At 58.4% G+C, this 14,222-nt stretch carries 11 protein-coding genes; all 11 read left to right on the top strand.

Translation table 11 applies throughout. The features are described from left to right. The first annotated feature begins 271 nt into the window (after nt 1-271). A complete protein-coding gene (locus tag DESU86_RS07510; protein WP_179980487.1) occupies nt 272-1,459 on the top strand; it encodes a mandelate racemase/muconate lactonizing enzyme family protein in 1,188 nt (395 codons plus the stop codon). A gap of 68 nt (nt 1,460-1,527) precedes the next feature. Next, complete coding sequence (locus DESU86_RS07505) at nt 1,528-2,823, top strand: MFS transporter (protein WP_179980486.1); 1,296 nt, start codon at nt 1,528-1,530, stop codon at nt 2,821-2,823. Between the two features lie 288 nt (nt 2,824-3,111). Beyond that, on the top strand, nt 3,112-4,371 hold the full coding sequence (locus tag DESU86_RS07500) for an MFS transporter (protein WP_179980485.1): 1,260 nt from the start codon (nt 3,112-3,114) through the stop codon (nt 4,369-4,371). A gap of 188 nt (nt 4,372-4,559) precedes the next feature. Further along, the gene (locus tag DESU86_RS07495; protein WP_179980484.1) at nt 4,560-5,225 is read left to right on the top strand and encodes a GntR family transcriptional regulator; all 666 of its coding nucleotides are present in this window, start codon (nt 4,560-4,562) and stop codon (nt 5,223-5,225) included. A 445-nt stretch (nt 5,226-5,670) separates the two neighbouring features. Next, a complete protein-coding gene (locus tag DESU86_RS07490; protein WP_232088294.1) occupies nt 5,671-6,579 on the top strand; it encodes a substrate-binding domain-containing protein in 909 nt (302 codons plus the stop codon). Then, nucleotides 6,560-8,824, top strand: coding sequence for a sigma 54-interacting transcriptional regulator (locus tag DESU86_RS14610; protein WP_179980483.1), 2,265 nt, complete (start codon nt 6,560-6,562; stop codon nt 8,822-8,824). Before DESU86_RS07490 ends, DESU86_RS14610 begins: the two co-directional genes overlap by 20 nt. Before the next feature lie 510 nt (nt 8,825-9,334). Further along, on the top strand, nt 9,335-10,528 hold the full coding sequence (locus DESU86_RS07480) for an alpha-hydroxy-acid oxidizing protein (protein WP_332068186.1): 1,194 nt from the start codon (nt 9,335-9,337) through the stop codon (nt 10,526-10,528). 1 nt (nt 10,529) lies between these two features. Beyond that, a complete protein-coding gene (locus DESU86_RS07475; RefSeq protein ID WP_179980482.1) occupies nt 10,530-11,654 on the top strand; it encodes a substrate-binding domain-containing protein in 1,125 nt (374 codons plus the stop codon). Between the two features lie 15 nt (nt 11,655-11,669). Continuing rightward, nucleotides 11,670-12,191, top strand: coding sequence for a hypothetical protein (locus tag DESU86_RS07470; RefSeq protein ID WP_179980481.1), 522 nt, complete (start codon nt 11,670-11,672; stop codon nt 12,189-12,191). Beyond that, entirely contained in the window at nt 12,188-12,943 is a 756-nt protein-coding gene (gene dsrO, locus DESU86_RS07465; protein WP_197957550.1) for a sulfate reduction electron transfer complex DsrMKJOP subunit DsrO, read from the top strand. The genes DESU86_RS07470 and dsrO overlap by 4 nt, the downstream gene beginning before the upstream one ends. Further along, nucleotides 12,940-14,124, top strand: a complete 1,185-nt coding sequence (nrfD, locus tag DESU86_RS07460; protein ID WP_179980480.1) for an NrfD/PsrC family molybdoenzyme membrane anchor subunit — start codon at nt 12,940-12,942, stop codon at nt 14,122-14,124. Before dsrO ends, nrfD begins: the two co-directional genes overlap by 4 nt. Nucleotides 14,125-14,222 lie beyond the last annotated feature (98 nt).

The raw sequence follows: 14,222 nt of genomic DNA, 5'->3' as shown, positions 1-14,222 counted from the left end.
ATGGCATTTTTTCCCTTTCTTGCCAGGACATCCCTTTCAAGGATTCTGTCCCGTTCTTTATGGCAATGAATGTGAAAAAAATAATTATAATACCAAATACACAGTGATGTTAAAAAGCCACATGTTTTTGTTGAAAATATTCGTGATATATCAGAGCACCTGCATTGATATTTTACTTTTTTTGTTGCGAAAAAGCGTGCGCATGCCTATGCAATAAGTAATTGGCGATTGTTGTTCTCCATGCACTGTTTCACATTATAAAGGAGAAAGTATGAAAATCACAAGCGTAGAAGTGTTTGATTGTGAAATCAACAGACATTACTCCGACATGGTTATGTTTGAGCCGATTTTTGTACGCATCAACACAGATGAAGGAATCAGCGGCATTGGCGAGGTGGGGCTCGCCTATGGCTATGCCTCCAAAAGTGGCGTGGGCATTCTGCGCGACCTCGCACGTTGCATTATTGGCATGAACCCCTGCAACGTCGAGCAGATATGGGAAAAGCTTTTCAGAGACACGTTCTGGGGTTGCGGCGGCGGACCAGTGATATACGGCGGCATCAGCGCCCTTGATATCGCGTGCTGGGACATACGCGGCAAAGTTGCCAACCTGCCTGTTTATGCCCTGCTTGGCGGCAAGACCAATGAAACATTGCGCTGCTACGCCAGCCAGATCCAGTTTGACTGGGATTTGCACCACAAATATATGAAGGATCCGCAAGATTACGCCCAAGCCGCCTACAAGGCCATGGCCGATGGCTATGACGCCATCAAGGTGGACCCCCTGATGGTTGACAAAGATGCCAAGCGTAATCCCAAACACACCGGATACGGCCTGCTGCCCAAAGCCGACCTGCAGATGGCCGTGGATCGCGTTGCCGCCATACGCGAGGCAGGGCCGGATCTTGACATCATCATCGAACTGCATTCGTTCCTGAGTTGCAACGCAGCCATCCAGTTGGCTGAACAGCTGCGCCCCTTGCGCATCTATTATTACGAGGAGCCCATGCATTCCATGCATGTGGAAAATATGGCCCTCATCGCTCGCACCATCGGTATTCCCGTTGCTACCGGCGAGCGTGTGTATACTCGCTGGGGATACCGCCCCTTCCTGGAAAAACAGGCCCTTGCTGTCGTGCAGCCCGACATTTGCCTCGCTGGCGGGATTACGGAAACCAAAAAAATATGTGATCTGGCTAACATTTACGACGCCACCGTGCAAATACACGTATGCGGTGGCCCTGTCTCCAAAGCTGCCGCGCTGCATATGGAAACAGCCATACCGAATTTCCTTATTCATGAACACCATTCGTATGCATTAAAGCAGTGCATACGCGAACTTTGCGTCAATGATTACCAGCCGGAAAACGGTAAATACCGCGCGCCGGAGCTGCCTGGATTAGGGCAGGAGCTGAACGATGCGGTTGTCAAAGAATATCTTGTCGCCACAGTAAAATAAGTGTGGTTAACGGCCGTCCGCCGGAACTGGCGTTCCGGCGGACAGTAAGAACAAATAAGGGGATCGCCATGCAAATGGAAACCTCCGCTACAATCGCGGTCAAACCGACCCGTAAGCGGTTCACTCTCCTGGCTATTCTGCTGTTGACCATTACAGTGGCCTATATTGACCGTGTGAATATCACCGTGCTTATGGCTGACAAAGCTTTTTTGAATGACCTGGGTCTTGCGGGCAACCCGGCAAAAACCGGGCTGCTTATGTCCTGCTTTCTTGTGGCGTATGGCATAGGCAACGTATGCCTGAGTGGCCTGGGAGATATTTTCGGGCCGAAAAAATCTATGATCATCGCCATCATTGTCTGGTTTTTCTCCATGATAATCGGCGGATTCGCTACAATTCTCGGTGTGATGCTCCTGTCGCGCTTTTTGTTGGGTCTTGGCGAGGGACTGCACTTCCCCATGATGAATACCTATTGCCGGGCGTGGTTTCCCGTACAGGAAAAGGGGAAGGCCAGCGCCATATGGTTTATCGGAACCAGTGTGGCCCCAGCCATTGGCATGCCCATATTTGCCTGGATTGTGGAACACCATAGCTGGCATTGGACGTTTTTTTTCGCCGCAGCCATTGGCCTCATTCCCATCGCCTTCCTTTTGCTGACCACAGACACCCCACGCCAGCACAAAACCATTAACCAGGCCGAAATCGACTACATCGAGCAGGGCCAGGTTGCAAAGACAGAGCAGCGCGTGGAGCATGGCGGCAAGGGGGGGATAGCGCGCATTTTGCAAAACCTCGCGGTTATCTCGAAGATCAAGCTATACTGGTGCATCGTTGTTTACTATTGCGTGCATAATGTCGTGTATTGGGGGCTGCTGACGTGGCTGCCCGCCTATCTCAAAACGGAGCGCGGATTTTCCTGGTCAGAGATGGGGGTCCTGGCCTCCATGCCCTTCATACTGGCCATTGCCTGCAAACTGATTGCCGGTTGGGCTTCAGACAAGCTGGGACGACGTGCCCCCTTCATCATTCTGGCCACCGTGGGCGTGGCCGCTTCACTGTATTTTGCCTCCATAGCTACCAACAATTACGTGTCGGCAATATGTATCTGCCTTGGCATGGCCGCCATAACGCCAGGCGCGCCCCTGTCGCTTACCATGCTTCAGGAATTGATCCCTAAAGAAACAATCTCCATCGGAACGGGCTTCATGAATGGCTTGAGCATGATCTGCGCTGCGGTAAGCCCCGTGATCCTCGGCCACCTGATGAGCAGGCTGGGCAGCTTCGCCGCTGCTCTGACCTTTTTGATAGCCGTGGCTCTGGTGGGTATGGTCAGCGCCATCATCTTGACCATAAACAAGTATTAGAGGCCATAACACGCAAACAGCGGAAATTGTCCATAAAGAGGGACGCCGCCGGACCGCGCGCGCTTCGCGTCAGTTGCGGCGGGCATGAAAAATTCGGCCCGGTACGGGGGAGCTCCTTGCACAGAGCCGCCGTACCGGGTTGTTAGAGCATTTAACACTTGAAATGCTCGCGTACGGCAGACAAAAGCCCGCCTACTCGCATTTCGTGGCAAGGATTTTCAGAAAAATCCTTGCAGAGCATTTAACTCATTTCATTCGTAAACTGCTCTAATCACGCTGGAGGGTCCGGTGAATGCAAGATTTTTGCTGTCCAGTGCGCTGCGCTACCGTTGGGTTGTGTGGTCGCTGCTGGTGGCCACATATATGGTGAGTTTTTTTCATAGAATGGCTGTTTCAGTGGTCAAGGAGCCGCTCATGCGGCAATTTGACCTGAGCGTCAGCGAGTTTGGCATGCTGGCGTCCATGTATTTTTATGCTTATTGTTTTGCGCAAATTCCTTCCGGAATCATGGCTGACAGCCTGGGCGTGCGCCGTACGGCTGGCCTGTCGGTCGCCTTCGCCGGATTAGCCACCATCGCCTTTGGGTGCGCCACCTCTCCCGCCGCGCTCTATATAAGCAGGTTCGCGGTTGGTCTGGGCGTGGCGTCCAGCTTTGTCTGTGTCATGAAGGCGCAATCCCAATGGTTCAGACCTCGGGAATTCAGCACGCTGGCAGGAATTTGCCTTTTTGCGGGCAATGTGGGCAGCATTTGCGCACAAGCCCCGCTTGGCGTATTTATTGCCTCGGTTTCCATGCGTATGGCTTTCATAATTATTGGTTGCGCCACTCTCGCGCTCTCCGCTTTGTGTTTTCTTTTTGTGCGCAACAGGCCAGAGGACATGGGCTTCCCTCCCCTGGAGTCTGGCCCGGCTCCATCCCCCATGTCGTTGGGGCTCTCATTGGCCCTGGTGCTGAAAAGTGGAAAACTTTTTCTGATCAATATTTTTTATTTTTTTATCGGCAGCCAGTTGCTGGGCTTTGCCGGAGCCTGGAGCATATCTTTTCTGCATGACAGCTATGAGATTGGGTTGCCGCAGGCCTCAATGCTGGCTTCAGTGCAACTTCTGGCTTTCATGCTTGGCAGCCTTCTCCTGGGGTATCTGTCCGACAGATACGGTAGACGAAAGATTTTTATCGTAGTGCCTTTTATGGTTGTCAGCGCCGTATGGTCGGGGTTTGCCTTGGGAGGCGCCGCGATCCCCCTGCGGCTCTGTATTGCCGGGCTCGCTGTAGCAGGCTTTTTTTCCGGGGCTTTTTCGGTCATGATGACTCTCTGCAAAGAACTATCGCCCAAGGAATTGACGGGCACGGCCATAGCCATGCTGAATACGTTCGGCTTTTTGGGCATTGCCATATCCACACCAGTATACGGTAAACTTGTGGAGGTTTTTTCAGTCGGTGGGGTTCCAGATCATCGCGCTGCGGTAACGATGCTGGCGGTGATGAGCCTGACAGGCTGTATCGTGAGCTTCTTTTTTGCGGAAAGCGGCGGGAGGAATGTGCGGTAACTGCCGCTTCCGTCGTTGTTTCTCGTCCTTTTGCAAGGGTGGGGGCCCAGAAGAAGCAGCGGAACTCCATTGGTTGTACCGCGCGGACTGAAGCACGGAATCAAAGCGCATTTGGCGGCGCGGCAGCGCCGCCATAACGCGTTGGTTTCGTCGGTGTGGCAACCGTGTGACCCCTAATGAGGCCCCCCATGTCTACCATCACGTCTGTTGCGGATGTTGTTTACCAAAGGATAAAAAAACAGATCTTTTCAAAAAAGCTGCTTTTGGGACAAAAGGTTCTGGATACGGATCTGGCGGAAGAGTTCAAGGTTTCAAAAACCCCCGTCCGGGAGGCATTTTTGCGACTGAGAAGCGAGGGGCTTATTGAAATCCATCCACGAAGCGGCACGTTTATCTTCCGTTTTTCACAGGAGGATCTGCTGTCACTGGTACAGGCCCGGACATGCGTGGAGGAGGGAGCCCTGCGTTGCGCGTACGCCGCCGACCCCGTGCGACTGGTGGTGGCGCTGGAAAAAAGTGTTTCGCTGGCCGAACACTATCTCGACAAAGGCGATTTTAGCCAATATCTGTCCATGGATAAGGATTTTCATGCCATCATCCTTACACATTCAAAAAATATCTACCTTGAAAAATACTATACCATTATTTTTGACAAGATTACAATTCTTCGCTCCTATTTGTCCTTGACCAAGGATTTTATCGCAACTTCGGTCAAGGCGCACCGCATCATTGCCGAACATATCGCCAACGACCGCATTGATGAAGCCTGCGCACGCCTTCATCTGCATATTGCCAACACTTTCAATGATAATTTTCTCCAATTCCTTAACGAGGCAGCGAAAAAACGTGCATAATGCCACATTCGAACGCCTGCGCTTTTCACAATCCTTTCCCCGCACGAAAAGTGAGCGCGGGCACACGGAAAGCCGCGCCGGGCGAGAATGAAGAACCATCACATCCCCTCTCCATCGACTGCGGGAACAGTCACCTTTCGCGCGGATCTGTAAATGCCCCTTGCACCGGGCGGCCATTGCGGGTGAATCCTTCCGGGCTTTGCCATCCATGCCTGCCCTTTGCTTTGCGGCCATTTTTTTAGGCCCGCATGCCCTGCCTTCCGCCATGCAGGTGGACGAGTTCACCCATGCCTCCGCCGCAGGGCGTTGGCGTTGCGCTCTCAGTCCCCCCAGGCCCAGGCGGCGCTTCCCTGGCGGCGTTTACATACGGCGACGCTCACGCTACCATGGGCATATCCGTCTTCCGCATGATCTTTGCCCATCCTTTCCGCGCCAGGAGAAATGAATGATGCATCTTCGCATCCTGCTGTTTTTTTATATACTGCTCTCCACGTGGGCACTGCCAGCGCCCATCTTTGCCCAGGACCCGCCGGTTCCGGGCGCGGCCCAGAAGCTCAGGGTGGCTGTGGCCCCCATGATGTCCCCCAGTGATACCTTTGCCTCCTATTTTCGCCTGCTGCAGTATCTGGGCAGCAAGCTGGGCGTGGAACTGGAATTCGTCCAGCGAAAAACCCATGCCGAGGTGCGCGATCTGCTGCGCAGCAACAGCATAGACATGGCCTTCATCTGTTCCGGCCCCTATGCCCTGGACACTGTGGATACCGGGCAAAACCTTCTGGCCATGCCGGTTGTGCAGGGAGAGAGCACCTACCAGTCCTATGTCATCGTTCATGCCTCGAGCCATGCCAAAAGCCTGGACGACCTGCGCGGCAAATCTTTTGCTTTTACCGATCCCGACTCCAATACCGGCTATCTGAGTCCTGTCTTTTTGTTGCGCCAGGCTGGCCAGTCACCTGAATCGTTTTTCAGCAGCACCATCTTTACCCACAGCCATGACAATTCCATACTGGCGGTGGCGCGCGGCCTGGTGGACGCCGCTGCCGTCAACAGCCTCGTGTGGGACTACAGCGAAGCCCTACGTCCTGAAATAACAGGAAAAACCAAGGTACTTGTCAAATCCGGCACGTTTGCCATCCCCCCTGTGGTCACTTCGGCGGGCATGGACGACAGCAAGCGCGACAAAATCCGCGACATCCTGCTGCATATGCACGAAAGCCCGGAAGGGCGCGCCATGTTGCAGGATCTGCGCATTGACCGCTTTGTGGTGCCCGAGGATGCCTGGTACGCCAATGTGCGCCATATGGCGGCGCCGCTTTCTCCCGAGGGGCCTTTGCATGGGCAAACTCTCCCTTAAGGCCACGGTTCTGCTGGCAATGGGAGTTCTGGTCGTTTCCAGTTGCCTCCTGACTGCCTTTATTGCGGCCGAGCGCTATTCACAGAGCCTGGAGCAGGCCCTGACCCGGCACGCCCGCAGTATAACCCAAAGCCTTGCCGGGCCCATTGCCGAAATGGTGCTCATCAACGACATCATCGGCGTCCAGCGCCTGCTTGATACGCAGTTTGACCGCGACATCGAGCAGGGCTACGCCTTGCTGGAAATTCAGGGGCGCGTATACGCGCACACCTTTGAGCACCGCATGCCGGACATTCTGTTGCCCCCGCCCGTGAAGACGGGTGAGCCGCACGAGGCCCCGGCCGACGCCGGGATGCGGGAAGAGAAAGGCGTCCCCGCTGGCGTTGTCGAGCGCATTGTGACCCTGTCCAACGGCAGAAGGTACCACGAAATCGCCTGGCCCCTGCTTGACGGCCATGCTGGCGTCTTGCGCATGGGCTTTTCGCAGCGCGACATTGACATGCGCATCAGCCAGTTGTGGAAAGAGACCGCCGGACTCACCTTTATCATTCTGCTGCTGGCCCTCATAGCGGGCACGCTCTGGTTGCGCCGGGTGGGCCGCCCTCTCGCCGCGCTGTCACGGGCTCTGGACTCCGTGGGGCGGGGCAACCTCACCACCCGCGTGGCGGTATACGGGCAAAATGAGGTGGCCGTTATGGCCCGCGCGTTCAACTCCATGAGCGAAAAACTTGAGGGAACCATGCTCTCTATGGAAGCGCAGGCGGCGGCCCTGCATCGTTCGCACCGGCAATTACGTCTGTGCAACGACATTGTTACGGCCTTTGCCGCCCTGGACGGGCTTGAAATCATGGCCCGCCGCCTGCCGGATTATCTGAGCGACATTGCCCCTGTTCCCTACTGCCTGCTTTTTCTTGAGCATGACCGAAACTGCGTGGTTACGGCCCAGGGCCGCGCGTGCACGCCCCTCTTCGGCCGGGACGCCTGGGATTCGGCCCTGCAGCTGCTTGAAGGCCGCGAGAATGTCTTTACCACCAGCGGGCTCAAAGAGCCCCTGGCGTCGCCGGAGGTAAGCGCCTGCCCCTGCCAGACCGTAGTGTGCATCGTGCACGAGCATGTGCTGTGCGGCGCGCTCATTGCGGGGCACGGCCCCAAGGGCATGGACGAGGCCGATCTGGCGGCCCTGGCCCTTGTGCTGAACCAGATTGCGGGCAGCATCAGCCGCGCCCTGCGCTATGAAAAGGAATCGCGGGGGCAACGTCTGCACGACGGCGTGGACAACTTCAACGGCATGCTGGGGCGCTCATCCCGCATGCGCGCCATATTCCAACGCATCGCCGATGTGGCCTCCAGCGACGCCACTGTGCTCATCACCGGCGAAAGCGGCACGGGCAAGGAACTGGCCGCCAGAGCCATCCACAACCTGAGCGGCCGCCGCGAAAAACCCTTTGTGGTCATCAACTGCGCCGCCTACCCTGAAAGCCTGCTGGAAAGCGAGCTTTTCGGCTATGAAAAAGGCGCGTTCACCGGAGCGCTGCGGCAAAAGCCGGGCCGCTTTGAACAGGCAGACGGCGGCACGGTCTTTCTGGATGAAATAGGCGAGATATCGCCCGTGGCCCAGGTTCGCCTGCTGCGCGTATTGCAGACCCGGCAGTTCGAGCGGGTGGGCGGCGAGGAAACGCTTACGGTCAACGTGCGGGTACTGGCCGCCACCAACCGTGACCTGGCCGCCGAGGTGCGCAAGGGGCAGTTCCGCGAAGACCTGTACTACCGCCTTGATGTCATCTCGCTGGTGATGCCGCCCCTGCGGGACAGGCCCGGCGATCTGCCCCTGCTGGCCCGGCACTTTCTGGAAAGTCTGGCCAGACGCACGGGCCGCCAGCCCTGCACGCTCAGCCCCGCCGCCATACGGCTGCTCATGGCCTATGACTGGCCCGGCAACGTGCGGGAACTGGAAAACATGCTGGAACAGTGTGCCACCCTGAGCCGCCACGGAGCCATCACCCCTGCCGATCTGCCGGAACGCATGCGCGTCTTCAACGTGTCGGGCGCTTCAGGCCGCCCGTCTTCCATCTCCCATTCCGCCGCAGCCCAGACGCTGGAGGACAAAGAAGCGACCGCCATTCGCGAGGCGCTGGAGCATTGCGCCTGGAGCCGCAAGGATGCCGCCGCCCGGCTCGGCATAGGCCGTACGACCCTCTATTCAAAGATGAAGCGCTACGGCATCAGGCCTCCTGAAGCATCCTGATTGAACGCCATGCGGGCGCACGTTCCATTTTTGTTCATTATTAACTATCTATAAAATCAGCTAATTATATTTATGCGGGCTTTTCGCGTTCTGAATCGGAACGCGAAAAGCCCGTTTTGCGCCATATTTCACGTTCTTTCGCCCAAAAAATCAACTAACATACTGAAATAATTAATAAGGCCCATTCTTTGCTCTATACTGTCGTCATTCAAAGGACACAGCGGCGCGTGAGCATGTCCCGGCAAGCGCAAGCGCAGAGCGTCCGTAGCCTGATGGGCTGGCACACCTCCACCAAGCCACCTCACGCGACGACAGCGCAACTGCGAATCACAACGGCAGCGCAAGCTCTTGCCGGGGCATGCGCCGGTACCGGCCGGAACTGGGGGACAGCCGCACACTGGGGATGCGCAATCTCAGACGCGGCCCGCCGGGCGAACACGCATGGCTGCGCCGGGGCCAGAGCCCGGCCCACAATGCTTCATGTACCACTAAACTCACAAGGAATCAGGCATGGACAAGGACAACAAGATTGAAGGTTTTGACCGCCGCGAATTTTTGAAAAACGCCATGGCCATCGGCGCTGGCGTAGCCGTGGCCCCGCTGCTTGCCTCGGAAGTCCAGGCGGCCACCGCCGCTGTGGCCGCCGCGCCCGCCGCCGCGCCCGCCGGGGGCAAGCTGACCATGGCGGAAGTGCTGCGTGTGGCCCGTGAAAAGCTCTATCCCCGCTGCCGCGTGTGCCCCGAATGCAATGGCGTCGCCTGTGCGGGCGAAGTGCCCGGCTTTGGCGGCATTGGCTCCGGCCAGGCATTCAAGAACAACTATGACGCGCTCAATCATATCAAGCTGAACATGCGCACCCTGCATGACATGAAAAAGCCCGACCTCGCCGTGGAAATCTTCGGCGAAAAGCTGTCCATGCCCCTGCTGTCCGCCGCCACTGGCGGCGTGACGTACAACATGGGCGGCAAGATGACTGAAGAGGACTACATCAACGCCATTCTTGGCGGCTGTAGGGCTGCTGGCACGCTGGGCCTGGCTGCGGACGGCATAGGCGACCCCATTGAAACCTTCAAGCGCCGCATGGACGTGCTCAAGGCTGCCTACAACGGCAAGGGCATCGCCATTCTCAAGCCCCGCACGCAGGAAGAAGTCCTCAAGCGCGTGCGCCTTATGGAAGAAGCGGGCGCTGTGGCCTTTGGCATGGACGTGGACTCCGCCGGTCGCGCCGCCCGCGCCCTGCCCGGCCAGACCGTGGAACCCAAAACCTTTGCCCAGATCCGCGAGCTTTCGCGCGGGTCGAGCCTGCCCTTCATCGTCAAGGGCATCATGACCGTTGAAGAAGCGCAACGCGCTGTGGACGCCGGAGCCAAGGGCATTGTGGTGTCCAACCACGGCGGCCGCGTGCTGGACTACACCCCCGGCGTGGCCGAAGTGCTGCCCGCCATCGCGGACAAGGTCAAGGGACATACCGTCATTTTCGCCGACGGCGCGGTGCGGCGCGGCACTGACGTGCTCAAGCTGCTGGCCCTGGGCGCGGACGCCTGCCTCATCGGCCGTCCCCTTATCCGTGGAGCGCACGGCGGCGGCGCTGCCGGCGTCACCCTGATGCTCGAAGCCATCAAGCAGGAACTTGAAGCCATGATGGTTCTGACCGCCACGCCCAACCTGCGCAATGTTTCTTCGTCCATCCTCATGGGGGCGTAGCATGCGGCATTTTTACAAAACGCTTCTGCTGCTCCTGCTGGTGGCGCTCATGGCAGCGCCTGCCGGGGCCACAGAACGCAAGACCCTCCGTTACGGCGGCGGCGGACAGGGTACGGTCGTTTTTGACGGCCCCTTGCATGCATCCAAGGGCTTTGTCTGCAACGACTGCCATGTCTCGATCTTTCCTCCGGCGCAGAAGGCCCACATAACCATGGAAGACCATTTCAAGGGCGTGGCGTGTTTTACCTGCCACAACCAGGTTGTGGTCTCGCGCGATTGCGGCTTCTGTCACCGCAAGTTTGAGCCCGCCCCTCTTTCCACCACCTTCAACATGGCCGACAGCCCCGAAGGCAACGTGCCTGCCCCTGTGGCCCTCAAAAAGACGCGCCAGGAGCTTCAGTCGCCGCTGACGTATGAGGGCGCTTCAACCGTGGGCAGCATGATCATGCCCGAAGCCGCCAAGCTGTTTACGGCGCACACGGGCGTGCCCTTTGGCGAAATGGGCATAGCCGGCGCTGGCGCCGGGCTCAAGGCTGTGGCTGCGGGCAAGGTGTCCATGGGCGGTCTGGCCAGCGCCATTACGGACAAGGAAAAAGCTCAGGTCGTGGCCTGGCAGGTCATTGGCTACGACGTCATGGGCGTGTTTGTGCATCCCTCAAATCCTGTGCGCTCACTGACCATGGACCAACTGCGCGCCATCTTCAGCGGCAGGGAAACCAACTGGAAAGCCTTTGGCGGCCCCGACGCTCCCATTGTGGTGTACAGCGAGGCCCTGGCAGGCGGACGCGCCACGGTGAAAGCCTTTCAGGACATGGTTCTGCGTGGGGATGCCTACGGCAAGCTGGTGGAACTTGACGACGCCGTCGATTGCGTCGCCGATGTGGCCAAAGACCCTGCCGGTATTACGGCATCTTCACTGTCCTTTGCCATCCCTGGCGTGGAAGTGTTGAAAGTCAACGGCGCAGCGCCGGAAAAAGCAGCCGTGCAATCCGGCGCATATCCGCTCAAGCGCCCCCTGACGCTCATCACGCTGCAACCAACAGGCAATATTCAGGCTTTCTTCGACTTCATGCTGTCGCCGGAAGGTCAGGACGTTGTCAGCAAGCACTTTGTGCCGGTGAAGTAAAACAAAGGACAAGCCATGCAACAGTTCAATACCATAGTGCGGCATCGTCTTTTGCCAGCCTTGCTGCTGGGGGCGCTGCTGGCGGCTGCGGGGGTGTTTTTTGCAACGCCCCCACACGTGGCGGTCGCGGCCGAAGCGGCCCCGCCCGTGCCCCAACAGAAGCTTGTGCGCGGTCACTGGTCTGAAAACCCGGAGATCATGCGCAAAAATCACAAAGAGCTGCTTCTGGAAGGCATGACCCATGCCGCACGCGCCACGACCCGTAAGGAAGACAACACCATAGAGCGCTGCGTCACCTGTCACATCGTGCGGGACGGCGAAAAACCCGTGAGCGCGGCCGATCCGCGCCACTTCTGCAACCAGTGCCACGCCAAGTCGGGTGTTTCCATCAACTGCTTCACCTGCCACGCGTCCCTGCCGACCACGGACCCCGCCGTCATGTCGCCCGAAGTGCGCAATGCCGATGTCATAAAGGCGCGCTTGCAGCAATGGCAGAAGTACACGCAGGAACAGGCGGCCAAAGGAGCGGGAAAATGAGCGCCAATGAAAACAGAAAAACCGCGTGCGCAGGGGAATCGTGCATGCAGTCGCGTCGCCGCTTCCTGCTGGGAGCGGGCGCAACCCTGCTCGCGCCCGGCGTGCTGCTGACGGCGCGTCCCGCCCTTGCGGACGAAGCCGGACGCCAGCGCTGGGGCCTGCTGATTGATACACGCAAATGCGTGGGCGATTGCACCGCCTGTGTGGATGCCTGCGCCTCCACAAACGGCCTCACGGACAATGGCCGCCCGGCCACCGACCCGCAGTGGATCCGCAAGGTGCAGGTCACTGATCCCGGAACCGGACATGTGGCCCATATGCCCATCATGTGCCAGCACTGCGGCAATGCCCAGTGCGTTGAAGTGTGCCCCACCGGGGCCAGCCTCAAACGCGCGGATGGCATCGTGCTGGTGGACAAGCATTTGTGCATCGGCTGCCGCTACTGCGTTATGGCCTGCCCGTTCAAGGCGCGCGGCTTCACGCATGAAGAGGTAAAGGAACCGAGCCCGATTTCGCCGCGTGGCAAGGGCTCGGCCGAGGGTTGCAACATGTGCGTGCAACGCATCAACAAGGGGCAGCTGCCAGCCTGTGTGGAAGCCTGTGCCCGTAGCGGCCATGAGGCCATACTCTTTGGCGATCTCAATGACCCCACAAGCCTCATTGCCAAACGGGTGGTCGCCTTTGGCGCTGCCGCCCTGCGCGCTGACCTGCGCACGGACCCAAGCGTGCGTTATGTGGGGGTGAACTTATGAACTACGTAACCTACCGTCGCATTCTTTTCTCCCGGCGGGCGCTGATTGGCCTGGGCATCTGCGCTCTGGCCACGCTGGCGGGTCTTCTGGCCACATGGCATATTGAAAGCAACGGCCACTACGTCACCGGCATGAGCAACGCCGTGCCCTGGGGCCTGTCGCTGGCCATGGCCACCTTCTGCATTGTGGCGGCATCCGGCGCGCTTAACGTGGCCTCCATCGCCTCGGTGTTCGGCAAGCAGGACTACAAGCCCTTTTCACGGCTTTCCTGCCTGCTTGCCCTGGCCCTGCTTGCCGGGGGCCTTTTTGCGCTGCTCATTGATCTGGGGCGGCCCGACCAGATATTCACGGCCCTCACCCACTTCAACTTTACCTCGGTGTTTGCCGTCAACATTCTCATCTATACGGGCTTTTTCATCATTGTCGGCCTGTATGGCCTTGTGATGCTCGCCGCGCCCCAGGGCGGCATTGTCCGGCCTTTCGGCGTGGCAAGCTTTTTGTGGCGGCTCATCATGACCACGGGAACGGGTTCGGTGTTCGGCGTGCTGGCCGGTCGCGGGGGAATGCACTCCGCCATCATGCCGCCGCTGTTCATCGCCCTTTCCCTTTCTCTGGGGCTGGCCGTGTTTGTGCTCGTTCTGGCGGGCCTTGAATACAGCGGGCAGCGCCAGGCCCGGCTTGACGCGGCTTCAGGGCGCATTCGCGGTCTGTTGGCCACCCTCATCGCGGTGTCCTTTTACATGGTTCTGGCCCTGAACCTCATCGGCATCGCTTCCCCCGCACAGCGTGGATACGAAGCCTTTGTGCTCTGCACGGGCGGCGTCTATCCCCTTCTGTTCTGGGGAGGCTATCTGGCGGTGGGGACGGTATTGCCGCTGATCCTGCTGCTGGCTCCTCCATGCCGGGGCAGCCGCGCCTGCCTGCTGGCGGCGGCCCTTGCCACGGCCGTGGGCGGCATGGCCCTCATGTACGTACTGACCATTGCGCCGCAAGCCTATCCGGTGGACATCTTCCCGGGCATGCTGGTACAGGGCAATCCCCTGTACACGGGGCCTGCCTCCTATGTGCCCACCATTGGCGAACTGCTGGTGGGCCTGACGGGCTTTGGTCTTGCGGGCCTCATTGTGCTTCTTGCCGCAAGGCTTATCCCCTTGCTCCCACAGGCGGAGCAGGAAGATTAAATCCGTTTGCGAATGAAGTGCGTTAACGGCGCGGCAAGGGTTTTTCTGAAAATCCTTGCCGCGAAATGCCCACGGCAGGCTTAGCCTGCCGTGGGCGA

Origin of the sequence: Desulfovibrio sp. 86 (assembly GCF_902702915.1) — a bacterium.
Taxonomy (GTDB): Bacteria; Desulfobacterota; Desulfovibrionia; order Desulfovibrionales; family Desulfovibrionaceae; genus Desulfovibrio.
Note: the sequence above shows the minus strand (reverse complement) of the source record. Positions and strands in the feature narration are given on the sequence as shown.

Excerpts from the sequence above, each read along its gene's own strand:
- DESU86_RS07480 (WP_332068186.1), top strand. The coding sequence starts at position 9,335 with ATGGACAAGGACAACAAGATTGAAGGTTTTGACCGCCGCGAATTTTTG.
- DESU86_RS07470 (WP_179980481.1), top strand. The coding sequence starts at position 11,670 with ATGCAACAGTTCAATACCATAGTGCGGCATCGTCTTTTGCCAGCCTTG.
- dsrO (WP_197957550.1), top strand. The coding sequence starts at position 12,188 with ATGAGCGCCAATGAAAACAGAAAAACCGCGTGCGCAGGGGAATCGTGC.
- DESU86_RS07495 (WP_179980484.1), top strand. The coding sequence starts at position 4,560 with ATGTCTACCATCACGTCTGTTGCGGATGTTGTTTACCAAAGGATAAAA.
- nrfD (WP_179980480.1), top strand. The coding sequence starts at position 12,940 with ATGAACTACGTAACCTACCGTCGCATTCTTTTCTCCCGGCGGGCGCTG.
- DESU86_RS07475 (WP_179980482.1), top strand. The coding sequence starts at position 10,530 with ATGCGGCATTTTTACAAAACGCTTCTGCTGCTCCTGCTGGTGGCGCTC.
- DESU86_RS07505 (WP_179980486.1), top strand. The coding sequence starts at position 1,528 with ATGCAAATGGAAACCTCCGCTACAATCGCGGTCAAACCGACCCGTAAG.
- DESU86_RS14610 (WP_179980483.1), top strand. The coding sequence starts at position 6,560 with ATGGGCAAACTCTCCCTTAAGGCCACGGTTCTGCTGGCAATGGGAGTT.
- DESU86_RS07510 (WP_179980487.1), top strand. The coding sequence starts at position 272 with ATGAAAATCACAAGCGTAGAAGTGTTTGATTGTGAAATCAACAGACAT.
- DESU86_RS07490 (WP_232088294.1), top strand. The coding sequence starts at position 5,671 with ATGATGCATCTTCGCATCCTGCTGTTTTTTTATATACTGCTCTCCACG.